Source organism: Sphingobacterium sp. KH_072, assembly GCF_057837975.1.
The window spans coordinates 1,275,287-1,299,442 of record NZ_CM174457.1 but is presented as its reverse complement, the minus strand read 5'-3'; the positions used below and the strand labels follow the sequence as shown (position 1 = coordinate 1,299,442).

Annotated in this window: 18 protein-coding genes and 1 riboswitch; of the genes, 13 read left to right on the top strand and 5 right to left on the bottom strand. The window is 43.6% G+C overall.

Annotated elements, in window-relative coordinates:
• Positions 1-5 precede the first annotated feature (5 nt).
• Positions 6-449, top strand: a complete 444-nt coding sequence (gene rplI, locus AC3IRT_RS06050) for a 50S ribosomal protein L9 (RefSeq protein WP_489395513.1) — start codon at positions 6-8, stop codon at positions 447-449.
• A gap of 86 nt (positions 450-535) precedes the next feature.
• Positions 536-829 carry a hypothetical protein gene (locus tag AC3IRT_RS06045; protein ID WP_489395512.1) on the top strand — a complete coding sequence of 98 codons (294 nt, stop codon included), beginning with the start codon at positions 536-538 and terminating at the stop codon, positions 827-829.
• Between the two features lie 29 nt (positions 830-858).
• Here AC3IRT_RS06045 and AC3IRT_RS06040 read toward each other — a convergent pair whose 3' ends face one another.
• A complete protein-coding gene (locus AC3IRT_RS06040) occupies positions 859-1,620 on the bottom strand; it encodes a copper homeostasis protein CutC (RefSeq protein WP_489395511.1) in 762 nt (253 codons plus the stop codon).
• Positions 1,621-1,773: 153 nt separating this feature from the next.
• Between AC3IRT_RS06040 and AC3IRT_RS06035 the strand changes: the two genes are divergently transcribed.
• The 4 genes from AC3IRT_RS06035 to AC3IRT_RS06020 all read left to right on the top strand — a co-directional run bounded on the left by AC3IRT_RS06035 (position 1,774) and on the right by AC3IRT_RS06020 (position 10,187).
• Positions 1,774-2,085 (top strand): DUF6660 family protein, encoded by a 312-nt coding sequence (locus AC3IRT_RS06035; protein WP_489395510.1) that lies wholly within the window; start codon positions 1,774-1,776, stop codon positions 2,083-2,085.
• Between the two features lie 275 nt (positions 2,086-2,360).
• Positions 2,361-6,671, top strand: a complete 4,311-nt coding sequence (locus tag AC3IRT_RS06030) for a CusA/CzcA family heavy metal efflux RND transporter (protein WP_489395509.1) — start codon at positions 2,361-2,363, stop codon at positions 6,669-6,671.
• A 7-nt stretch (positions 6,672-6,678) separates the two neighbouring features.
• Positions 6,679-7,977, top strand: a complete 1,299-nt coding sequence (locus AC3IRT_RS06025; RefSeq protein WP_489395508.1) for an efflux RND transporter periplasmic adaptor subunit — start codon at positions 6,679-6,681, stop codon at positions 7,975-7,977.
• 149 nt (positions 7,978-8,126) lie between these two features.
• Positions 8,127-10,187 carry a heavy metal translocating P-type ATPase gene (locus tag AC3IRT_RS06020; RefSeq protein ID WP_489395507.1) on the top strand — a complete coding sequence of 687 codons (2,061 nt, stop codon included), beginning with the start codon at positions 8,127-8,129 and terminating at the stop codon, positions 10,185-10,187.
• A gap of 123 nt (positions 10,188-10,310) precedes the next feature.
• On the opposite strand, the gene AC3IRT_RS06015 is transcribed toward AC3IRT_RS06020, so the two are convergent.
• Entirely contained in the window at positions 10,311-13,559 is a 3,249-nt protein-coding gene (locus AC3IRT_RS06015) for a TonB-dependent receptor (RefSeq protein WP_489395506.1), read from the bottom strand.
• 178 nt (positions 13,560-13,737) lie between these two features.
• Positions 13,738-13,832: riboswitch (TPP riboswitch) on the top strand.
• A 69-nt stretch (positions 13,833-13,901) separates the two neighbouring features.
• Between AC3IRT_RS06015 and thiD the strand changes: the two genes are divergently transcribed.
• The 3 genes from thiD to AC3IRT_RS06000 all read left to right on the top strand — a co-directional run bounded on the left by thiD (position 13,902) and on the right by AC3IRT_RS06000 (position 16,395).
• A complete protein-coding gene (thiD, locus tag AC3IRT_RS06010) occupies positions 13,902-14,747 on the top strand; it encodes a bifunctional hydroxymethylpyrimidine kinase/phosphomethylpyrimidine kinase (RefSeq protein WP_489395505.1) in 846 nt (281 codons plus the stop codon).
• On the top strand, positions 14,719-15,378 hold the full coding sequence (tenA, locus tag AC3IRT_RS06005) for a thiaminase II (protein WP_489395504.1): 660 nt from the start codon (positions 14,719-14,721) through the stop codon (positions 15,376-15,378). The genes thiD and tenA overlap by 29 nt, the downstream gene beginning before the upstream one ends.
• Before the next feature lie 69 nt (positions 15,379-15,447).
• The gene (locus AC3IRT_RS06000; RefSeq protein ID WP_489395503.1) at positions 15,448-16,395 is read left to right on the top strand and encodes a zinc dependent phospholipase C family protein; all 948 of its coding nucleotides are present in this window, start codon (positions 15,448-15,450) and stop codon (positions 16,393-16,395) included.
• Between the two features lies 1 nt (position 16,396).
• On the opposite strand, the gene AC3IRT_RS05995 is transcribed toward AC3IRT_RS06000, so the two are convergent.
• Positions 16,397-18,265, bottom strand: coding sequence for a TonB-dependent receptor plug domain-containing protein (locus AC3IRT_RS05995; RefSeq protein ID WP_489395502.1), 1,869 nt, complete (start codon positions 18,263-18,265; stop codon positions 16,397-16,399).
• Positions 18,266-18,374: 109 nt separating this feature from the next.
• On the opposite strand from AC3IRT_RS05995, the gene AC3IRT_RS05990 reads away from it, so the two are divergent.
• The 4 genes from AC3IRT_RS05990 (at position 18,375) to AC3IRT_RS05975 (ending at position 22,580) form a co-directional block, all read left to right on the top strand.
• On the top strand, positions 18,375-19,874 hold the full coding sequence (locus AC3IRT_RS05990; RefSeq protein WP_489395501.1) for an aminotransferase-like domain-containing protein: 1,500 nt from the start codon (positions 18,375-18,377) through the stop codon (positions 19,872-19,874).
• A 107-nt stretch (positions 19,875-19,981) separates the two neighbouring features.
• A complete protein-coding gene (locus AC3IRT_RS05985) occupies positions 19,982-21,151 on the top strand; it encodes an MFS transporter (RefSeq protein WP_489395500.1) in 1,170 nt (389 codons plus the stop codon).
• Between the two features lie 47 nt (positions 21,152-21,198).
• Positions 21,199-21,345 (top strand): hypothetical protein, encoded by a 147-nt coding sequence (locus tag AC3IRT_RS05980; RefSeq protein WP_489395499.1) that lies wholly within the window; start codon positions 21,199-21,201, stop codon positions 21,343-21,345.
• A gap of 53 nt (positions 21,346-21,398) precedes the next feature.
• A complete protein-coding gene (locus tag AC3IRT_RS05975) occupies positions 21,399-22,580 on the top strand; it encodes a cysteine desulfurase family protein (protein WP_489395498.1) in 1,182 nt (393 codons plus the stop codon).
• A gap of 8 nt (positions 22,581-22,588) precedes the next feature.
• On the opposite strand, the gene AC3IRT_RS05970 is transcribed toward AC3IRT_RS05975, so the two are convergent.
• Complete coding sequence (locus AC3IRT_RS05970) at positions 22,589-23,572, bottom strand: MBL fold metallo-hydrolase (protein ID WP_489395497.1); 984 nt, start codon at positions 23,570-23,572, stop codon at positions 22,589-22,591.
• Positions 23,562-24,155, bottom strand: coding sequence for a dephospho-CoA kinase (gene coaE, locus AC3IRT_RS05965; protein ID WP_489395496.1), 594 nt, complete (start codon positions 24,153-24,155; stop codon positions 23,562-23,564). The genes AC3IRT_RS05970 and coaE overlap by 11 nt, the downstream gene beginning before the upstream one ends.
• Position 24,156: the final 1 nt, after the last annotated feature.

Below are 24,156 nucleotides of genomic sequence, written 5' to 3'. Positions count from 1 at the left end.
CGACCATGGAAGTTATATTAAGACAAGATGTTAAACACCTTGGAGAGAAAGACGATGTCGTAGTAGTAAAGCCAGGATATGGCCGCAACTATTTAATCCCTCAAGGTTTTGCTGCTTTGGCAACAACATCAGCAAAAAAAGTATTGGCTGAGAACATTAAACAAGCTCAGTTCAAACAAGAGAAAATTCAGAAAGATGCTGCTGAATTGGCAACTAAATTGGAAGCTATTAAATTGACTATCGGCGCTAAAGCTGGCGAAAGCGGCAAAATCTTCGGTAAAGTAAATAGCCTTCAAATTGCAGAAGCTTTGAAAGCACAAGGTTATGAGGTGGATCGCCGTCGCATTACTTTCGAAGAAGAGCCTAAAAACTTAGGTGAATACGTAGCTAACCTTAACTTACACAAGGAAGTAAAGGTACAAGTTCCTTTCGAAGTAGTAGCTGAGTAAGCATTCATACCGAAAATAATAAAAATGGGATATCACATGATATCCCATTTTTATTTACTTTTATCTCAAACAATGCCTATCATCGTATGAATATTAAAAGTATTATCTCCGCCATCATACTTGCCGCCGTTATTATTGTGCTTTTCAACAACCACGAGGAAGCACCATTTTGGTTATTTGGCACAATATACGCCTCCAAGCTGTTGATATTAGGTATATTCTTCCTTTTAGGAATGATTGCCGGAGGTTTTTTATTTCGTCGTCGCAAAAAAGCACCAAAGGAATACACGGCCAGCAATCAATATGAGCCAACTTCTTCCTTGGAAAATCCACCTTCTGATCTATCTGAAGAAGATCGCAACTATTTACGCAGAGATTAGCCGATAGGCTAATCAGAGAATCACCGTAGCTATACCTTAGAAGAAAGCATTTCTAATTGTTGCACCAATTTCTGAGTGCGCTCTTTCGATGTATAAATCATGGCTTCATTCATACCTTGAATAGCTAAGTTCACATGTCGTACACTAGAATTTTCTACGGTCTTAGCCGAGCTATGTATGCTGTACGCATTTGTGTAGGTCAGTATCTCCGCGATATTATTTTCATCGACGCCTGCGCCTGGCATAATCTCGATTCGTCCTGCGGCTTGTTCGATTAGCTCGCGCAACATCTCCTTCCCTGCCAATGCCGTTTCTTGCTGACCGGAAGTCAAAATCCGCTCACATCCCAATTGAATAATCTCTTCTAAAGCCTGCGCTGGATAAGCACATAAATCAAATGCGCGGTGAAAAACCACTTGCATAGGTCTAGCTGCCGCAATGAGCTGAGTCATGCGCAGCGTATCCACCTGTCCGTCGGCATCTAAAACCCCAATCACAACGCCATCGCAACTCGCTGTCTTACAAAACTCTATATCTTGAAGCATTTCTTCAATTTCCAAGTCCGTGTACACAAAATTGCCCGATCTCGGACGAATCAACACAAAAATTCCGATCGTCAATCGTGTTCTCGCCAAACTAATCTGCGCATGCGATGGCGTGATGCCACCGCTTTCTAAGCTCTGACAAAGTTCTATTCGGCTCGCTCCGCCTTGTTCTGCTGCTAGCGCAGATGTCGGCGAGCTACTGCAAATCTCTAATACGTAATTCCCTATTTTGTGTTCTGTCCCCATATTCATAGACAAATATAAGGAAAGGGCGATAAACGGTCTCTAGTACTATTTGGCAAAAATACCATCGTATTAAATCTACAAAATAAAATTTCACAGACCTTTAACAACACAAACTAGATCGAAAAAAGGTTTTATTCTTATATTTGTTTCACTATGCGGTTAACGACGTTTATACTACTCACTTATTTGATGGCGCTTTTTGCGATGCCATGTAGTGATGCAGTAGCAGCAATGCGCGCCAATGACTTGACCGAATTTTCTCACAGCCATACTGAAAATGCAACAGACTCTTGTTCACCATTCTGTACGTGCATCTGTTGTGCTATCGCGGTCGAGACCCCCCAACTATACAAACTAGAAATATCCACTCCGTTTTTCACTTATTGGTCAACCAAATCAATAACTAAACAATTTATAATGGCGGATATTTTTTTACCATCTATCTGGCAACCGCCTCAATATTAATTAAGAAATATTTTCTTTTCCAGTGAATCTGCTTGGAAGAGTCTATTATTATACCTAGTAAGCGATTAGAATCGCAGGCTTAACTGTGTCTGTTTTTCTAATCAAGAACGTTCTTACTTCACATCTCCTACTTTGGATGAGCTGTATCAAAACTGATGCTGTTCCTAATTGAGAAATGCAGAAGAATCCAACTAATCTATTTCATTCAGAAAAATAGAAAAATCGTGTTAGATAGTATTATAAGATTTAGTATTAAGAATAAGATCATCATCGGAATGATGACCTTAATTCTAATCATTTGGGGTTTGTGGAGTGCCACCAAACTGCCGATCGATGCCGTACCAGACATCACCAACAATCAGGTACAAATTTTTACTTCCTGCCCCACATTGGCTGGGCAAGAAGTCGAACAATTAGTGACTTTTCCAATTGAGCAAAGCATAACAAATATTCCTGATATCGAAGAAATACGCAGTATTTCTCGTTTCGGACTCTCGGTTATTACCGTCGTATTCAAAGAAAGTGTAGACATCTACTTTGCCCGCCAATTGATCAACGAACGCTTGAGCGAAGCACTGGAGAATATCCCAAGTGGCGTTGGCACGCCCGAAATGGCTCCTGTAAGTACAGGACTTGGTGAGGTATACCAATACATCATTCACCCGAAAAAAGGAAGCGAAGATAAATACGATGCAAAAGACCTGCGCACCATGCAAGACTGGATTGTGGCACGTCAATTATATGGCACACCCGGTATTGCCGAAGTAAATAGTTTTGGTGGTGAGCTCAAACAATACGAAGTAGCGGTCAATTCAGAACGACTTCGTGCCATGGGTGTTACCATTCCGGAGGTATTTACCGCATTGGAAAATAACAACCAAAATACGGGCGGTGCATATATCGATAAGAAACCGAATGCTTACTTCATCCGTGGTATCGGCTTAGTCACGAGTTTAGCAGATGTAGAAAACATTCCTATCAAGACAAATGGTGGAGTTCCGATTTTGATTAGAGACGTAGCCGAAGTAGGTTTTGGAAGCGCCGTTCGTTACGGTGCACTGACCTTTAATGGTGAAGTAGATGCTGTAGGTGGCGTAGTAATGATGCTCAAAGGCGAAAACAGCAATGATGTCGTCAATCGTGTCAAAGAGAAATTGCCAACTATACAAAACTCCTTGCCAGAAGACGTGGTGATTGAGGCTTACCTCGATCGCACCGACTTAGTTGGCAGAGCGATGAAGACCGTAGAAACCAATCTGATCGAAGGTGCACTGATCGTCATTTTTGTGCTGGTTATCTTTTTAGGCAATCTACGTGCAGGTTTGATTGTAGCATCCGCGATTCCGCTGGCATTATTATTCGCTTTGGGCATGATGAATGTGTTCAACGTGAGCGCCAATCTGATGAGCTTAGGTGCGATCGATTTCGGATTAATCGTAGATGGTGCAGTGATCGTAGTAGAAGCTACGTTACACCACTTGGGATTGCGAAAAAGTAATCAAAGGCTCACTCAAGCGCAAATGGATGAAGAAGTATTTAACTCGGCTGCCAAAATACGAACACAAGCGGCTTTTGGAGAGATCATTATCTTGATTGTATACATTCCTATCCTCACGCTGGTCGGTGTAGAGGGCAAAATGTTTACACCCATGGCACAAACAGTTGCATTCGCCATCTTCGGCGCACTGATCTTGTCGCTTACGTACATCCCGATGATGTGTGCTTTATTTCTACCGAAACAATGGAGCGGAAAAAAAAGTTGGAGCGACCGCTTTATGGAAAAACTACACATCGTATATGCACCTCTATTGCAGAAAGCTATTCGTGTCAAGTACATTATCATCACGGCTACGGTTGCACTATTTGCGGTAAGCATATTTCTATTCAGCCGCATGGGTGCCGAATTCATTCCGCAATTGCAAGAAGGCGATTTTGCTTTTCACTGTATTCTGCCGCAAGGGAGTTCGCTCAGCCAAAGTATTGAAACTTCGATGCAAGCCTCTCGCATTATTCGCGAATTTGACGAAGTCGATATGGTGGTCGGCAAAACTGGTTCGGCCGAAGTACCGACCGATCCGATGCCACCAGAAGCAACCGATTTGATGGTGGTATTGAAACCACAAAAAGATTGGACATCGGGTAGATCATATAATGAATTAGGTGATGCCATCATGGAAAAACTAGAAGTAATACCGGGCGTATTCTTTGAGAAAAATCAGCCCATACAAATGCGTTTCAACGAACTGATGACTGGTATTCGCCAGGACGTGGCCGTTAAAATATTCGGAGAAGATATGGATAGTCTGGCAACCTATGCGCAACGCGTAAGCCAAATCATACAGTCGGTCAATGGAAGTACGACACCGCAGGTGGAGCAGGTTAGCGGACTACCGCAGATAAACATCGAATACAATCGGGCGCGAATGGCCAATTATGGACTTACTGTACGCGATGTCAATGATATCGTCAGCACGGCTTTCGCCGGAAAAAGTGCCGGCGTGGTTTACGAGAATGAAAGAAGATTTGATTTGGTCGTAAGATTAGACAAAGCAAATCGTACCGGCATCGATGACGTAAGCAACTTGATGATCCCAACTGCGCAAGGTGCTCAAATTCCGTTGTCGCAAGTCGCCCAAGTAGATTACAAACTAGGTCCAGCGCAGATTAGCCGCGAAGAAGGCAAGCGGCGGATCGTGATTGGATTTAACGTAGCTGGGCGTGATGTACAGAGTGTCGTGCGAGAGATCCAAGAAAAACTATCAAACGAAGTGCAATTGCCAACAGGCTATTACTTCACCTATGGTGGCCAATTTGAAAACTTGCAAAAGGCGACCGATCGACTGATTATTGCCGTGCCGATATCCCTACTCTTGATTTTTATGTTACTGTATTTCACCTTCCATTCGTTCAAGCAAGCAGCGCTCATCTTTACCGCTATTCCGATGAGTGCGATCGGTGGCGTTTTTGCCTTATTGCTACGCGACATGAGTTTTAGTATCAGTGCCAGTATAGGATTTATTGCACTTTTTGGCGTAGCCGTGCTCAACGGAATTGTATTGATTGGCAAATTCAATGAACTGGAAAAGGGAGGCATGAAAGATGTTTTCGAGCGGGTGAGAGAAGGTACAAAAATACGTTTGCGGCCAGTTTTGATGACAGCAGCTGTGGCTTCACTTGGTTTTCTACCAATGGCGATCAGTACTAGCGCGGGAGCTGAAGTGCAAAAACCTTTGGCCACGGTGGTAATCGGTGGTTTGGTAACTGCGACTTTTTTGACCTTGTTTGTCCTTCCTTTATTGTATATCATTCTATATACCAAGTTTGATTGGAGAAAACCAAGAAAGGCTGTTGTAGCGACCGTTGTTGGTATTTTAGCATTGGTTTCTTTAGCTATTAATCCGTTGCAGGCGCAAGAACGGCTTACTATAGATCAGGCAATTGACTTAGCGATTTCAGCCAATCTCAGCATCCAATCGCGCACACTTGATATTAGCGCAGCGGAGAGTTTGCGCAAGACGGCTGGAGAACTTCCGAAAACGAATTTAAATTTCCAATACGGGCAAAATGAAGGATTTGAGTTGAATGATGGTATTATGATTAGCCAGACCATTCCTTTTCCATCTTTGTTTGGTGCCAAGCGCAATGCCGCAGATGCACGCGTTGGTGCTTCGAAGTTGGATCGAGCGATCTCGATCAATGAACTGAAGAAGCAAGTGCGTACGTTTTACTATCAAATTGCCTTTTACGATCAAAATGCCGCTACCTTAAAGTCGTTGGATAGCATTTATCAAGATTTTATCAAGATCGCAGAGCTCCGGTATCGCACAGGAGATACGCCTAAAGTGGATATTAGTACGGCCAAAACAAAACGCGGGGAAATCACGGTGATGCTTGTACAAAATAACGTTGCACGTAAAAATGCACTGCAAAGTCTGCGCTTATTGCTGGGCACCCCAGCTGGCTTGGAGTTCTCGACGGAAAGTGAATATACTCCGTTAACATTGCAGAACAGTACTGATAGTAATTTTGTAGCTACCAATCCCGCGATTCAGGCCATTTATCAGCAAGCCAAGATTGCGGAACAAGATCAGAAAGTAGAAAGGGCTACGGGTTTGCCTGATTTTACTGTTGGCTATAATAATATTTCCTTGATTGGAAATTTGACAAGAAATGGTGTAGAGCAGTATTACGGTCGAGGTCAGCGGTTTAGCTTTGTCGATGTAGGCATTACCATTCCTATTACTTACGGCGCTACTAAGGCACGCATTAAATCCTTAGACTTTCAGAAACAAGCTAATATTGCGGCAGCAGAATGGCAGGAAGATCAGCTAAAAACAGAGCATACCAATACGTTACGGGCGTACGAACAAAGCCTCTTTCAGTACCGCTACTTTAGAGACCAAGCTTTGCCCAACGCCGAAGAAATCATTTTGGCTGCACAATTAAGCTATCGCACCGGTGATATTACGTATATGGAATACCTATTCTCTTTGCAGACTGCCACCGACGTAAAAATCAATTACTTAAAAAGTATACAGCAAGTCAACGATGCTGTGATCCAAATTTACTATCTCATCAATAAATAGTACCACAATGAAACGATATTTCAACATCATACTGCTTGTACTCAGTCTTATCTTTACAACGATAAGCTTGAATGCGTGCAAATTTGGCGATAAAAACAATGAACAGACGGCTGAAAGCGACGATCATGATGACGATGATGATCACGACGAAGAATCTAGTATTGCAGAAATCACACCAGCGCAAATGGATGCTGTCGGTATAAAATTAGGTTCGCTAGAAACTAAAAACCTAACGGCTAACATCACCGTAAATGGATTTCTACGGGTGCCCAATCAAAATAAAGCAGACATCACAGCATTGTACGGCGGTGTGATCAAAAACTTGCGTGTAGAACTTGGCCAGCGCGTCAGCAAAGGCCAAGTGGTCGCTACGATCGAAAATCCGCAATTCGTACAACTACAGGAAGAATACATTACGATCGCCAGCCGTATCACGCAGGCAGAGCAAGAGCTCACGCGCCAACAAGAACTCAATGAAGGAAATGCGGGAGCATTACGTAATCTGCAAAATGCAAAGGCAGACCTCACCACGCTACGTACACGACGCGCTTCGCTGCGTCAGCAGATATTGTTAATGGGGATCAATCCGGATCAAGTGAACGATTCCAATCTACGCAATGTGCTCAACGTCACGAGCCCAGTATCGGGTATAGTTAGTCAAGTATATTCTAAAGTCGGTAGTTATGTCGATGTCTCCTCGCCTATTGCGGAGATTATCGATAATAGTCAATTACACCTCGATCTTCAAATTTTTGAAAAGGATTTACCCAAAATCAAAGTTGGCCAAGTGGTCGACTTTACGTTAACGAACAATCCTTCGAAGGTCTATCAAGCCAAAGTATTCAATGTGGGTTCTACTTTCCAAAGTGATAGCAAAACGATCGCAGTACATAGCACGATACAAGGTGATAAGACCGGACTTATCGATGGTATGAACATCACGGCAGCGTTGAGCATTGGCGATGTGGCATCGGTAGCAGTGCCGGATGCAGCTATCGTCGAAGCCGACGGAAAATTCTACGTTTTCATTCAAGTAGATGCTAAGGCTGAAGAGCCGCACGTGCATGTAGAAGGTGAAGAACACGATCACGTCAAGGAGAATGATCATGCAAACAAAGCAGATGCGGATCATGAGGGCGCATTGAGCTTCGAACGGATTGAGGTCGCCAAAGGTGTTTCGTACATGGGCTACACCGGTATTACACCTGTAAAAGAAATTTCTAAAAACACCAAAATCGTCATTAGTGGTGGATTTTTCATTAACGCTAAACTAAATGACGCAGGCGAAGAAGGGCATGCGCATTAAGATAAGTCCAATGATTCTCTAAAACCCAACAGGTGATTACCTTCTTATAGTAGGTAGTCACCTGTAAATCACTTTGACTATAAAAAAACAGGATATAAATCATGTTGCTTTCGGCTCATAGATGACCGGCAAATTATAAGGAAACTATTATGAAACATCAACATACGTACAACGATAAAGGCGAAAGAATGTGCTGCAACCAAACAGAGAAAGTGTACACCAATGCTGGCGCGCAAGCACTATTACACAGGGAATCGGATGCTTCAGAACCGGTTGCACAAGAGAAAAACATACATGGTGACGATGATGGGCATGATCATAGCCATGACGATGATGCTAGCTCTTGGACGCTGTTTCTAGCACCCACTTCAGCACTTATCCTGCTGTTGTTGGCAATCAGCTTTGATAACAATTGGCTCAAATCAGCTTGGTTTGTAGAGACGAACCGACTGCTTTGGTACGTCGTCACGTATTTGATTGTGGGACTTCCTGTATTGAAGGATGCTGTTCGCAGCATGTTGAAAGGAGAAGTATTCTCTGAATTTCTCCTCATGAGCATCGCTACATTGGGCGCTTTCTACATTGGCGAATACCCGGAAGGTGTTGCTGTGATGTTGTTTTATGCAGTCGGCGAAGTTTTTCAGACCTTAGCCGTTTCTCGTGCCAAAAACAACATCAAGTCCTTGCTGGATCAGCGACCAGACGAGGTGACGATCTTGGAAAATGACAATCCAAAAACAGTCAAAGCCGAATTAGCTAAAATCGGTGACATCATCCAACTAAAACCGGGCGAAAAATTGGGGCTCGACGGAGAATTATTGTCCGCACGAGCTACATTTAACACCGCAGCGCTCACTGGCGAAAGTAAACCTGACACAAAGAAAAAAGGCGAACCTGTGCTAGCAGGAATGATCAATCTAAATACGGCCAGCCAAGTTCGGGTAACCGTAGCGTACACCGACAGCAAGCTGAGCAAAATCTTAGCATTGGTGCAAGATGCTACGGCACAAAAAGCGCCAACAGAACTATTTATTCGCAAATTTGCAAAGGTATATACGCCTATTGTCGTTTTCTGCGCCTTGGGTATTACACTGCTCCCTTATTTTGTGGTAGACAATTATCAGTTCAATGACTGGTTGTATCGCGCATTAGTTTTCTTGGTAATCTCTTGTCCTTGCGCTTTGGTGATTTCTATTCCGCTAGGCTATTTCGGTGGCATCGGAGCAGCCAGCCGAAATGGTATTTTGTTCAAAGGAAGTAATTTTTTGGATGCATTAGCCAATGTTCAGCACATCGTGATGGACAAAACCGGAACGATGACCGAAGGCGTTTTTCAAGTACAAGAGGTAAAATTTGATGCAGAGTTCGATGAAAAACAGATGTTAAGTCTGATCAACGCGATCGAAAGCATGAGCACGCATCCAGTTGCGACCGCTATACACGAATATGTAGGTGAAGTAGATCGTTCTATTGCCTTAGATGAAGCAGAAGAAATTCCCGGACATGGCTTACGTGCACTAGCGGACGGAAAAGAATTATTGGTTGGGAATTTTAAACTCATGGACAGGTTCAAGATTGCCCATCAAGTTGATGTTGCGTCCATCATTTACACCGTAATAGCGGTCGCTTATGGCGGCAAATTCGTTGGATACATCACGATTGCGGATGCTATCAAGGATACCGCTGCAGAAGCCATCAAACAATTCCACCAATTGAACGTGCGAAGCACCATGTTGAGCGGCGATAAGACGAGTGTGGTGGAGTATGTGGCGAAACAACTCAACATCGAGCGAGCATATGGTGATCTATTGCCAGAAGATAAAGTCGATAAAGTAAACGCAATCAAAAGCAAAAAAGAATCCGTGGCCTTTGTCGGCGATGGCGTAAATGATGCTCCTGTGGTAGCGCTGAGTGATGTAGGTATTGCTATGGGCGGATTGGGAAGCGATGCCACCATCGAAACCGCCGATGTCGTGATTCAAGATGATAATCCGCTTAAAATTGCGATGGCAATTCGCATCGGAAAGAAGACCAAGCAAATCGTATGGCAGAATATCACCTTGGCATTCGTGGTTAAAGGGATTGTATTGGTATTAGGCGCTGGCGGTTTGGCCACGATGTGGGAAGCGGTTTTTGCCGATGTGGGTGTTTCATTGATCGCTATTCTCAATGCGATTCGCATACTGCGCAGCAATTTCAAGTCAAAATAAAAAAACTGCTCAAGCTTTTAAAATACGAGATCCCGAAGATTGTTCAAGAGAGACAATCTTCGGGATCTCGTATTGTTAAGTTACCGGATACAAAAAGCGGCCTAGCTCAATCCAAGCAATTCATTAAAAGCTGTAACGCAATCCGAACTGCATTTGCCAGCGCGATGCAAAGAAATCGCGCGAATAGTCAGTTACGTTACCTTGGTCAAATGTGTAAATAGGATAAGTCGTAGCCGTTCCAGCGGTGCCCGATGATAGACCGACACTCGATGTAGAATTGAACGTATTGGGAGAGAAATACTGAATGCCCCAATTTCTACTTAAGAGATTGGTCAGATTGATGATGTCATACGTGAATGTCAGTGTTTGTGTACGACGGCCTTCTCTAGTGAAATTGAAATCTTGCGAGAATCTAAAGTCGGCCTGATAGTTCCATGGAGTACGTGCTCCGTTACGCTCTGTAAAGTTTCCGCGTCGGCCTCGCAGATAGCTATCCCCATCGATATATGCATCGAAAGCGGCTGCCTGTGCTCTCCCAGCATCGGTTTGTGCAAAAAACATCGCAGTCTCCTCCAGTGATGGAATGTAGGCCAGACTGATGTTTTGTGCTGTACCATTGATCGTGCTGTTTACAAATCCCAGCGTGTATGGTAGTCCGGATTGTGCATTAAAAAATAGCGAAAAATTAGATACATATTTTCCCTTACTCATCCACTCTGTTCTATAGTTCATCGTACTTACGATACGATGACGGATATCAAAATTGGAATAAGCGAGTTGCGGATCATTAGGATTGAGCGCTTGATTGAGCTGCCAATTAGATTCCATCGAATTACGAATACCATTGGTAATATCTTTAGACTGGCCGTACGTGTAGGCTGCCATCAAATCAAATCCCATCGAAAAACTCTTTGCCACCTGACCGGTAATGCTATAGCGATGTCCTTTATTGGTATTTGATAATAAATAAGCATTGGTATACAACGGATTTATTGCTTGCGAACCATCTACTGGTCTATAAATCGGTTGTTGGCGATCAGTATCATAGGGTAAGTAGATTGGATTATCCTTCAAATTGACATAAGTGAATTGCAAATCGTTGATCACCTTGGTATAGATACCTTCTAACGTGAATTTCCATCGATCTTCGGTCAAGTAATCAAATGCTAAATGGCTTCGCCAAGCTTGCGGCATTTTAAAATTATTATCAATCAAATCTACTTGCGTAGCTCCCAAAGCGTTATTAGGATTTACGCCCTGATTTCGAACAAATCCAGCAGTACCTTCACCCGTCATCGAATCGAAAATTGGATCCGAGCCAGGCGCAGGCATAACCGGATTATCACCGTTATAGGTATATCGCCTGTCAAATGCACCGTAGCTATCTCCATTGTTGTAATACGCATAACCTAGCCAAGCGAAGGGAATTCTTCCGGTAAATATGCCTGTACCTCCGCGCATGATTAATTGATTCGTACCAAACACATCATAATTAAAACCTACTCGCGGAGATACTTGGATCTGACCCAGAAATTCATTACGAATGGCTGAAGGCTGTGTGTAGGTGAAGGTAGTACCATACTGCGGATCGATTGGAGATTCTGTCGTTTTGGCGCTCAGACTAGGTTTGGTAGGCATTTGAGCAAGATCAAACCTTATTCCGGGTGATAAACGCAAATTCTGTCCGATCTGTATATCATCTTGTGCGTATAAACTATACAGATTTACCCGAAATTGAGCGGGTGGATTGTCAATGATATTTTCTCGCGTATTATCTTCATAATTGAAATTAGTACGTACACGGTTCGGTTGATTGTTTAGAAAAGCATTAACACTACCATAATTAATTCGACCATTCCAACCATTGACAAATCCATAATCGATATTATAAAACTCGTTGTGCGTGCCAAACGTAAATTGATGATTATCCTTGATCCAAGTGAAGTTATTGGTGAGTTCAAACGTTCGTTGTCGCAGGTCAAAAATACTCGCCTCTCTATCTGTTCCTAAAAAGATCGTTCCTCCGCCAGAGGAGATTTCTATCTGTGGGAATGCCGGATCGGAAGATGGTCTTCTGTAATCGTGAATATTAGAATACCCTAACAAAAAACTATTGGACATCGCGCTATTGAAATGACTTTTCAACTCGGCTACCGTAGAATTTTGATTGTTCACTTGTCGAAAATCTATGCTCCCGAAACGGAAATTTTGCTGGTCACGCTCTAAGTTGGTTGCTTGGGAAAGGATCGTATTATTGCGTATCGATAGGTTGTGTTTATTATTGATGATCCAATCCAAGCGATTGAAGAATTTGTTCGAGCGGGAGTAGGTATTGTAATCCCCATAATCACCAGCATCGAGATTATAACGACTAGATAAATAATCAGTAATTTGCTGTGCCTGTTCTAGGTTAATGACGGGCATATCTTCCGAGCCCGCTGCCAAAATAACCGGATCCTGTCTTCGCGTAATTTCCTGATTAGTGAAGAAAAACAGCTTATTGCGAATGATTGGAAAGCCCAAACGAAAACCAGTCTGGTATTCATAAAATGATGATGGTAATCTGGAATTATCTCCAGCACGATTCCGACCGGTAATCGTCGCATTTCGTCCAAAAGCATACACCGATCCTGTTACCTCATTAGATCCGCTACGTGTAACCGCATTGATACTTCCGCCTAGAAAGTTTCCGATCTTTACGTCAAATGGCGCCAAATATACTTGGATATCTTGAATCGCATCCAGCGAAACGGGGTTGGTACGTGTACTGCTACCCGGTTGTCCGGAAGTATTTCCTTGTCCACCCAAGGACGGACTAAAACCGATCGCATCGTTATTAATAGCTCCATCTAAGGTCACATTATTGTACCGGAAATTGGTTCCCATAAAAGAGTTATTGGAACTTTGCGGCGTGGTACGTGTGAAATCCTGCAAACTACGGCTAATGGATGGCATTCTCTTAATCTGCGCCTCATTGATTCGCGTACCGCCTCTCACATTATGATTCACTCTACCATTAATTACCACATCTTCTATCCGTGCCGACTCTTCTTGCAGTACAAAATTGTAATTAGATAATCCTAAACTCAAACTGGCATTGGTAATCACATCTGTTGCTAAGCCAATGAATGTAGCTTGTAGCGTATAGGGGCCACCTGGATTGAGATTAGCAATTGTATAGCGCCCTTCCGCATTCGTGGTAGACGTATAACTGGCACCATTTCCATTATTAGTAACAAGAATAGACACACCCGGCAAAGGTTTACCATTTTCATCCGTTGCCCGTCCTGAAATCGTGGAACTGGTAATCTGCGCTTGCGCGATAGAAATAACAGTAAAAAAGAGTAAAGCGACAATTAATTTAAGTTTCATAATCATTATTTGTTTTCGCAGTCAAATATCGATTAGCAACATTACTTTAATGTTAAATAATTCTTAATATTTAACTAAAAACACTTAAAAGAAAATTTAAAGCTAAATATTACAAATTCGTAAACTATCGATAAAATATAGCAGTTTACCAGTATTGATCGATATTTTTAATATATTTGAGTGGCTTTAGGGGTATTCTTTCATAAGAATTGAGACAGTCCCTTCGAACCTGATTCGGATCATACCGACGTAGGGAAAAGCGCGTAGCAGATCTGCCAAGATCTGTTTCCATTTTTTCCATGGTATTCCGTTTTATTAATTTTCTGACTTCGGATAAACAACATGGAAAAATACCAAGTTCCCACCGTATTAAGTATTGCTGGATTTGATGGAAGTGGCGGTGCAGGCATACAAGCCGATACCAAAACCATATCTGCGCTTGGCGCATATGCGATGAATGTGCTAACGGCTTTGCCCGTGCAAAACACACAAGGCGTTCGCCAAATCTACGATATCCCGACTCAGGCCGTCAAAGATCAGCTTAAAGCTATCTTTGAAGACATTTATCCCGACGCCATCAAAATCGGCATGGTACATTCGGTCGAGCTAGTGCGCTGTATTCATACCGAATTACAGGATTATAGGGGATCGATCGTATTCGATCCGGTCATGGTTTCTACCAGTGGTCATCAACTCATCCAAGAAGATACGATTGCTGCTTGCGTAGAACTGCTATTTCCGAGAGCGACGATCATAACTCCCAATTTGGATGAATTGGGTGTCTTGGTGGATAAAGAAATCCAAACGGTGTCGGAGATGGCAATCGCGGCGCAACAACTCATCCAAAGTGGCGCGCAAGCTGTATTGGCCAAAGGCGGCCATCTTGCCGGCTCACAGCTGACTAGTTTGCTATTACAACAGCAAAAGCCCGTGCAATCCTATCATTCGGAACGGATTGAAACGAAGAACACGCACGGATCAGGCTGTACACTTTCTAGTGCTATTGCTACTTTTTTAGCAATGGGAGACGTGTTGGAAACAGCTGTGCCCAAAGCATTGAACTACGTGTACACCGCACTACTATCCAGCGCAGATTTGCGAATTGGAAAAGGATCTGGTCCACTTAATCATTTTCATAACCCTCAAAAACTACATACTTATGCGCTGGAGCAATCAAGCATGGACTAATATTTCCGCACTTTACGATCATATCATCGCCATGCCGTTCATTCAGGAATTGAAAGACGGTACATTGCCATTGGAAAAATTTCAATTTTACATGCAGCAAGATGCCCGCTATCTCGAACAATTTGGTCGCGTGCTAGCCTATATTGGTAGTAAGAGCGGAGAAAATGAACAAGCGATGCAATTTTTTGACTTCGGGAAAAACGCACTGATCGTAGAAAAGGCGCTGCATGAGACCTATTTTAAACAATTCAGCGTGAAAGATGCTCATGAAGATAGCGCTATACAGCCGATATGCCATCACTATATCCATTACTTGAAAAGCACCGCGGCATTCGAGCCGATTGAAGTGGCTATCGCAGCCGTCCTACCTTGCTTCTGGATTTATAAGGCGGTGGGTGATTATATTTTAGCAAACGCCAAATCGAATAATCCGTATCAAGCGTGGATTGATACATACAGCGGCGACGATTTCGCCGAAGGCGTGAAAAAAGCGATTGCCTTCGCAGATAAAATGGCTGATAACACGACAGAAAGAATCCAAATACACATGTGGCTGGCTTTTGAAAAAGCTTCACAGCTGGAATATCAATTTTGGGACGCAGCATACCATACCATCCGATGGAAAGAATGAAGTTTTAAAGAAATTAATTTTCTTAAAACAATACATTAAGCAGTATTTAATATGTAAATTCGCTTAATTATGAATAGGTTGCTGATCGCTTTTGTTGGGATAATGCTAGCTGTATTATGCAGTTCTTGGGGATTTTTTGCTCATCGTCTTATCAATCAGACAGCTGTATATACGCTTCCGACGGAGCTTGCTGCATTTTTTAAAGAACACATTAAAACAATCACCGAACGATCGATTGACCCGGATAAGCGTCGCTATGTCGATTCTGCAGAATCCGTTAGGCATTTTATCGACTTGGATCGCTATGATGAAGTGCCTGACTCTATTCCGATCCATTGGTCGAAAGCCAAAGAAAAATATCAGGAAAGGGTGATGAATGCGCGTGGTATCGTGCCCTGGCAAATTGATCGTTCATATCGCAACTTGGTAAGTGCATTCTCCGAAAAAGACCTATCTCGTATTATAAGAAATGTAGCAGATTTAGGCCACTATATCGCGGATGCGCACGTACCGCTGCACACCACCGCCAATTATAATGGCCAGTACACAGATCAGATAGGCATTCACGCGTTTTGGGAAACCCGATTGCCCGAAATGTTTTCTACAGATTATGATCTGCTGGTTGGCAAAGCCAAGTACATCGCCGACCCTTTAGAAACAGCTTGGGACATCGTAAAACAGAGTTACGAACTGGTTGATTCGGTTCTGCTGGTGGAGAAAGAACTTTCTATAAAAATCCCCGCCAATCTACAGCGCGCGTATCTTACGCGAAATAATGTACTTGGACTACATTATTCCGATCATTATGCTACGGCATATCATGCAGCGTTGAATGGCATGGTCGAGCGAAGGCTGCGATCTTCTATTCATCTAGTAGGTTCCTATTGGTACTCGGCTTGGGTAGATGCAGGACAACCAACGCTTCAAAATTTAAAAAGTATCTCCCCTACCACTGTGCGAGATACCGCACAGCTCTTGCCGACCGATACGTCGCTCGGTCGACAAGAGTGGCATTAACTTAACGCTTGGTATATCGCAAGCCCAGCGTTTGCCAACGCCCCGGCATTGGTACAGCTCCTGCTTCCACATACGTGACGTCCCACAAATTTTGCAGATCAGCAAATACGGTAAACGAACCGATCTGATACGCAGCACGTAGATCCGAAATCACGTAAGCCGTAGCAGATGCACGTTCGATAAATCGATTTGTTGTCGAGAATGTCCAAGCATCTACGCCTAAAGAGATGGTGCTATTGAGTTGATGTTTCAGGTTTTCGATCCGATAGCGTGATATCACACCGTCTGTGGTAGATGCCACACGCGGATTGAGATAGGTATAGCCAAGTCGCACTTTGATCTCCGCGCGATCGCTCAAAGGTTGCCCATATTCCGACGAGAAATGCAATCCGCGCATGCGATTGTTATCTACATTCATTGCTTGGTAAGGCTCGTCTATGCTGCTTCTCTGCCAATCAATAAACTGCGCGACATTACGATAAAAATAGCCTGCCTGTGCCGTGAAGTTTCCGATCTGATAACGAAGACTTCCTTCGGCTTGCCACGCATTTTCCGATTGCAAATCTGCATTTCCGATATTACCGGGACGCTGATCGAGATATAGATCCGTAAAAGAAGGAATACGTTGGCTAGAACCAACATTGGCAGCGATACGCCACTGCGGCAGAAAATGATACGCCACATCAATGCCTGGAAAAGCCTGCCAACCATATTGTGAATTATAATTTACATACGTTCCAATGTTGAGCAATATATCCTGAATGTATTCTGTTCTGAACTCTGCATAGTAACCATGATTTTGTCTGCGATGATTACCAATATTGGTGCTTTCGATGCGCTCCCAACGCGATTCTGCTCCGACACCCACATCACCCAAATTGGTATGATAGCGCGCATTTAACTCTGCCGACCAGACATCGGTTTCGTGCTCACTGCGAGCACGCGAAAGGTCATTTCGGAAATAACGGTAATCATCTGTGTTATTGCGGTAGCTCAGCCGCGGACTGATGCGCAATCGATCATTAAGATCGTGTCGCGAGCTAATTGCGGCAATAGCGGTGCGTACCACCTCCTCCGATTCCACATCGCCAGGTGCCGCATAAAATCCATTAGCCCCAAATTTATTGTCGATGTATCCACCCATTACTTGGATTTCATCTTGCGCGCTTAATTGCATTTTATTTTCATAGAAAGCTCGGAAAGATTCAGAAGCTGTATTGTAACGTTGACCATTACTCTTTTCTGTCGTGAGATAGAGCTGATGCTGATGTTTTTCTCGAACGAACTGTCCGCCCAACTGATGTCCCATGCCATAATAAATACCTGACCTTCCCGCTTCTTCTTCCACCGATTTGAAAGAAGAGCCGGCATACGATTGCGCAAAAATCTCGGAGGATGCAGCTTGGCGCGTCACGATGTTGATAGATCCCGTCAATCCATTGATCCCATAAATACGAGAGGTTGGCCCACGAACTACTTCGATCCGCTCTATCGCTTCTAAAGGTATCGGAAGATTCAAACTATGATGACCTGTCTGTGGATCACTCATCTTAATTCCATTGACCAAAACCAGCGTTTGATCGAAACTCCCACCATCAATTCCAATATCTGCTTGCGCACCAAATGGACCGCGCTGTCGCAGATCAACGCCGTTGATGTGAGTCAATACTTCGTTGATCGTACGTACTGGCATCCGCCGAATTTCCTCGTAGGTAATAATTTCAATATGACGGCTATTCTTATTAAAGGGCACTTGTAATCTATTTTCCTGAATAATAACTTCGGAAATTTGAGCGGTATCTCGGCGACTTATTTGACCAAAAGCGGTGGAGCACGTTAGCAAACCCGCAATAGCTATGATACTTTTCATTTTTTTAGACGGTGTAGTTCGCACTCGCTTCACAGTTTGACTCATGTATTTATTTTAAGTGCTGCAAATGTAGTATATTGCCGGACTACAAAACTGTACCATTTTTTATATGATGACTAGTCCGGTCACAAATCCTATACTTACATCCTTGTCGATCGACCGATCCGCAACGAAAGATATCTACTTGCAGATTGTAGAGCAGATCGCCAACGCGATTCAGCGCGGGATGTTGCGTGAAGGCAGCAAACTACCTGGATCGCGCAGTATGAGCATATTATTGAAAGTGCATCGGCAAACGGTAGTGGCCGCTTTTCAAGAATTGGAATCACAAGGTTGGGTAGAAACACATCCAAATAGAGGTGTTTTTGTACTCAGTAATAAGCTCACAGTTGGCTCTCCACTTCATACGGAAGATGTAGCTTCGCACAAACAGCAGTATCCCACTCGGGTCGGATTTGCATTCAAAAAATCCAACATTTTGGACAATCCTTGGACACAAACCGTCAGTGAATTCACCTTAGATGATGGTGCCCCAGACATTCGGCTCACCCAGATCAATCAATTATCTACTTTTTATTCAGCGAACCTGAAGCGGAAGAGCAATATCAAGAAGCTCGATCGCTACACAAGCGAAGGTAGCGAGTATTTCAAGGAGCAATTGAGCACCTACCTGCATCAATCGCGCGGATTACGCATCAGTGAACAGAATATTCTGGTGACCAGAAGTACCGAGATGAGTTTATATATCATTTCCAAAGTCATACTTTCTCCAGGAGATATCGTGGTAGTCGGTGCGCTGAGTTACTTTGCTACCAATATGATTTTTCAGGAGTCTGGTGCACGGATGAAAACGGTACCAGTCGATGCGCAGGGTTTGGATACCGAGGGGATTCGCGCCTTATGTCAAAAAGAGAAAGTAAGAATGGTGTATGTGACCTCCCACCATCACTACCCTACTACAGTGACGTTGAGCGCACAACGTCGAGTGGAATTGTTAGCATTAGCGCAGGAATTTGGATTTGCAATTGTGGAAGATGATTATGACTACGAATTTCGCTATGATCAGCAACCCATTTTACCGATGGCCAGTGCCGATACAGATGGCATGGTGATTTACCTCGGCTCGTTTGGAAAAACGCTTGCACCCGGTTTCCGCACAGGATTTACCGTAGCGCCATGTGATATTATTGCGGAAATGCGCAAATATCTAGGCATTATTGATAGACAGGGTGACATCACCATGGAATTGGCTCTTGGGGAAATGATTGCCGAGGGCGAGATCAATCGCTATGCGAAGAAATCATTAAAGATTTATGAACAAAGGCGTGCGCATTTGGTGAATCTATTACAAAGTCGACTTTCTGATTACCTGCAATTCGAATCGCCGCGTGGCGGTCTTGCCGTCTGGACAATCTGGAATCGTCGTATAAATCTATCTCAATTAGCCACGCAATGCGAAAAACAAGGCCTGCATATTCCTAGAAATCTACTGTACCAACACAAGGACATCGCTGGAATGCGCATCGGATTTGGACGAATGGATGAAGGCGAAATGACGACTTGTATTGGTAAAATACAATCCGCGTTGCTGCAAATGAATACGATCTAAAATCCGTATTGCAGGAGCAGACAAATACCTTTACATTTGCTTCCGAATTTAGAAGGGTGAGCTTATCGCCGCATCATCTAAAATCATACAATATAGAGTCCTACCACATGTTGAAGAAAAGTTTAATATCTCTTGCATTCGGATCATTTGCGATCGGAATGACCGAATTTACCATCATGGGCATATTGCAGGATATTGCCTTAGATCAGAATATTAGCATTCCTACCACCGCGCATCTTATCGCTATCTATGCTTTAGGAGTTGTAGTAGGAGCGCCCACGTTGGTCTTATTCACTAGCAAATACCAACCAAAGAATGTACTTTTATTTTTGATGCTGCTTTTTGTGGTGTTCAATGCGCTGTTTGCCATCATGCCAGATTACAATTCTTTGATGATTACACGATTTTTATCCGGCTTACCGCACGGTGCATTCTTCGGTGTAGGCTCGGTCGTAGCCACACAGTTGGCCACCAAAGGCAAAGAAGCGCAAGCCATCTCCATCATGTTTACAGGAATGACGCTGGCCAATCTGTTTGGCGTACCGCTCGGCACGTACATTGGTCATCATTATTCTTGGCGTTGGACGTACGGCATTATCAGTCTTTGTGGATTGGCAACGATGGTCACCGTTTTCCTTTGGCTTCCTAAAGTAGTTAATTATCAAGCTGAAAACATGTACAAACAGTTGAAATACTTTGCAACCAAAGAAGCGTGGATCTTAATCGCCATGATTTCTATCGGTACCGGTGGCTTGTTTGCTTGGATGTCGTACATTTCACCATTGATGACCGAAGTTGCAAATCTACCAGAAGAGCATGTGAGTTACATTATGGCATTGGTCGGATTAGGCATGGTTGTCGGCAATTTTCTGGGCGGACGCCTTTCGGATAGTATTGGATCGGTACGAGCTTCTATCGTTTGTTTTTCATCTATGGCCGCATGCTTAGTGTTGGTCTACTTCACTATTCATATAGAGTACTTGGCTTATTTCTTGGCTTTCCTGACGGGAATGATTTCCTTTACGATCGGTTCACCATTGCAGATCACGCTTATTAATTCGGCACGCGGTGCCGAAACATTGGCAGCCGCTGGTGGGCAGGCCGCATTTAATATGGGAAATACCTTAGGTGCGTATCTAGGCGGGATTCCGGTGTTGTATGGCATGGCTTACAATTCGCCTTTACTGGTGGGTATCGGGATGGCGACTATCGGAGCGCTCATTGCTTTTTATTATAAACTATTAAGTAGCAAAACCGTAGTCCCTGTAAGCTCTTAAAACATTTTCGGCGATGGTGGTGTTATCATTGTTAAAAACCACCGCGCATGAAAAAGCAATTTTTCGGTTTCCTAAACAGAGTGAACAAGGCTGTACTACCAAGCTACAGCCAATTAGATCCTTCCGGATTGACCAAATTTCAGCAGGCCATTTTAGCATTTCGCTATTATGTGCTAATCCAATCCAAAGACTAGGTTTATCTTTTCGGCAAACGGGTTTCTTCGTATAGAAACCTTATTTTTATGGGATGATATACTTGGACAACAATGCCACAACTCGTGTAGATGAGGATGTGCTAGCCGCTATGATGCCCTATTTTAGAGAATCGTATGGCAACGCATCGAGCACGCAACATCGATTGGGCAGGCAATCCAACGAAGCGATTCAGCTCGCGCGACAGCAAATTTCAAAAGCACTTTCCATCCAAGACCCCAATGAATTGATTTTCACCAGCGGCGCGACAGAAGCGATCAACATCGCTATAAAGGGTGTGGCAGCGCGATATCATTCCGTCGGAAATCATATCATCACTTGCAAGACGGAACACAAAGCAGTGTTGGAAACCTGTGCGCAGATGGAAAAGAATGGTTGCCAAGTAACCTACTTACCAGTTTTAGCGAATGGACAGATTGAAATAGCACAATTGGAGCAGTTAATCACGTCAGAAACGATCTTGGTGAGCATCATGGCGGCCAATAATGAAACCGGCGTGTTACAACCCATAGCGGAGATCGCCGAAATATGCCAGCAACATGGCATTTTATTTTTCTGCGATGCCACGCAATATATAGGTAAGCAACATACGTTGAATTTAGCGCAAATCCCTATCGACATCTTATGCCTAAGTGCGCATAAATTTCACGGTCCGAAGGGCATTGGCGCTTTGTATGTGCGTCGCCGCAAAAGCAAACCGATCCAGATAGAACCTTTAATCGTTGGTGGTAATCAGGAAGGCGCACTGCGAGGTGGCACCTATAATGTGCCTGCTATAGTTGGATTCGGAGCAGCTATTGAAGGTATTCAATTAGATGAGTGGAAAACAGTAGCTACCTTGCGCGATTACTTAGAAACATCCCTATTGGAATCCATAACGCACATTTCTGTCAATGGTGCGGATTCTCCACGCTTGGGCAATACCAGCAACCTCACGATTAAACATGTGCTCGCTACTGAATTAATTAGTCGTTTGCCAGATATCGCATTTTCTACCGGCTCTGCATGTGTAGTGGGCAGTGCAGCACCTTCGCATGTATTAATCGCGATGGGTTTGCCGGAAGATATCGTGCGTTGCACCATCCGACTATCGCTCAGCAAATATACCACACGAGAAGAAGTAGATCATGTAGTGCAGCAAATGACAAAAGCTGTCAACAAATTACGAGAGCAATCGCCCGTATGGATGTTATTTGAAAAAGGTTTGATCGATTAGATACTGATTTAGGCCATACCTGCCGCAATCAGCGGAACCGATTGAATATCTCGCACATTGATCTGATCTTGTAAATGTATTTTCAGCTTAGAACCATCACCATGGATAGTCCAGATTTCGACAGGCTTTACCAGCGTAATATAGTGCAAAAGATCAGCCCAATCCACATGATCCGAAATGTATAAAGACAGATCATTATGCTGCTGCAATTTAGCCCAACCCGACGCAAAAACCCGTGTCACATTCGTCGCTCGGAAGTAACTATTGAAGGTTAATGGCGGCACCAAATACACTTTATTGGCCAATCCTTCTTTCATATCCTTCCGTCCGTACACTTTATAATTCAAAGCTGCCGCACCATACTCATCGTACAGTCGATGTGCCATAGTCATCCGATGATGCAACAATACGACCTTATCCGGACAATACGTATTCAGCAAATGGGTGATGCGCTGCGATTTCCCGAGCGTATAACAGCCCAATAATATGTTACCGTTGATCGCGTTAAGTTGCTGTATTTCCTGCACGGGATCTGGATGTATAATGTCTGGATCGGCAAATGTCGTCTCGGTAATCAATACATCAGCTTGCACCATTTGGATCGGTTCGCAGGTCGGATCTTCCTGCAATTTATAATCTCCCGTGTACAAGTAGCGCACATCTTGATATTCCATCAGAATCTGAGCCGACCCCAAAATATGTCCAGCTGGTATTAATGTGATCCGCACATGATTGAGCTCCCAAGATTGATTGAAAGGAATAGTTGTATATGCTTCTCTCGTATATTTTGGAAAGCGCTGTTGCATAAATGCGACTGTAAATGGCGTTGCATAAGTATCCAAATGACCGGGGCTAGCGTGATCTCCATGCGCGTGCGAGACGATGGCCGTCTTGACAGGATACAATGGATCGATATAAAAATCACCGTAACGGCAATAATAGGCATCTCCCTTTTTTACCAGAAAATCAGGTAGAATGGTTTTACTTTTCATAGTTTATTAAGCGCTCGTGTATTGTCATCACTTGCGAGATCAGCGATGCTACGCCATCATTGATGATGATCGCATCGGCCAACGGCGTTTTCTGACTATCTGGCCACTGTTTTTCCATGCGTGCTCGTACTTGTTGCTCTGTCACCTTATCCCTTTCCATCACACGCTCGATACGAATCGCCTCATCTGCGGTAACCATAATGGTGAAGTCAAGCTTTTTGTACGAACCACTTTCAAACAGTAGCGCAGCTTCCTTCAAGGAATAAGCACCTTCCTGCGAATCTGCCCAAAGCGCTCCAGCGCGAATCACTGCGGGGTGTACAATACTATTCAGTTCGTCAAGCTTAGCCTTATCGTTAAAGACCATTTCAGCTAAGTACGCACGATCTAGTTCACCAGAATCCTGATACACCTGTTCTCCGAAAGCTTTTTTCAGCGATGCAATAACAGAATCATCCTCTACCATAATGTTTTTCGCTTCTTGATCGGCGTCATATACCGGAATACCTAGCACCTTGAACAGTCGACAAACGATACTCTTCCCAGCGCCAATACCGCCCGTTATTCCTACTTTGAGTCCCATA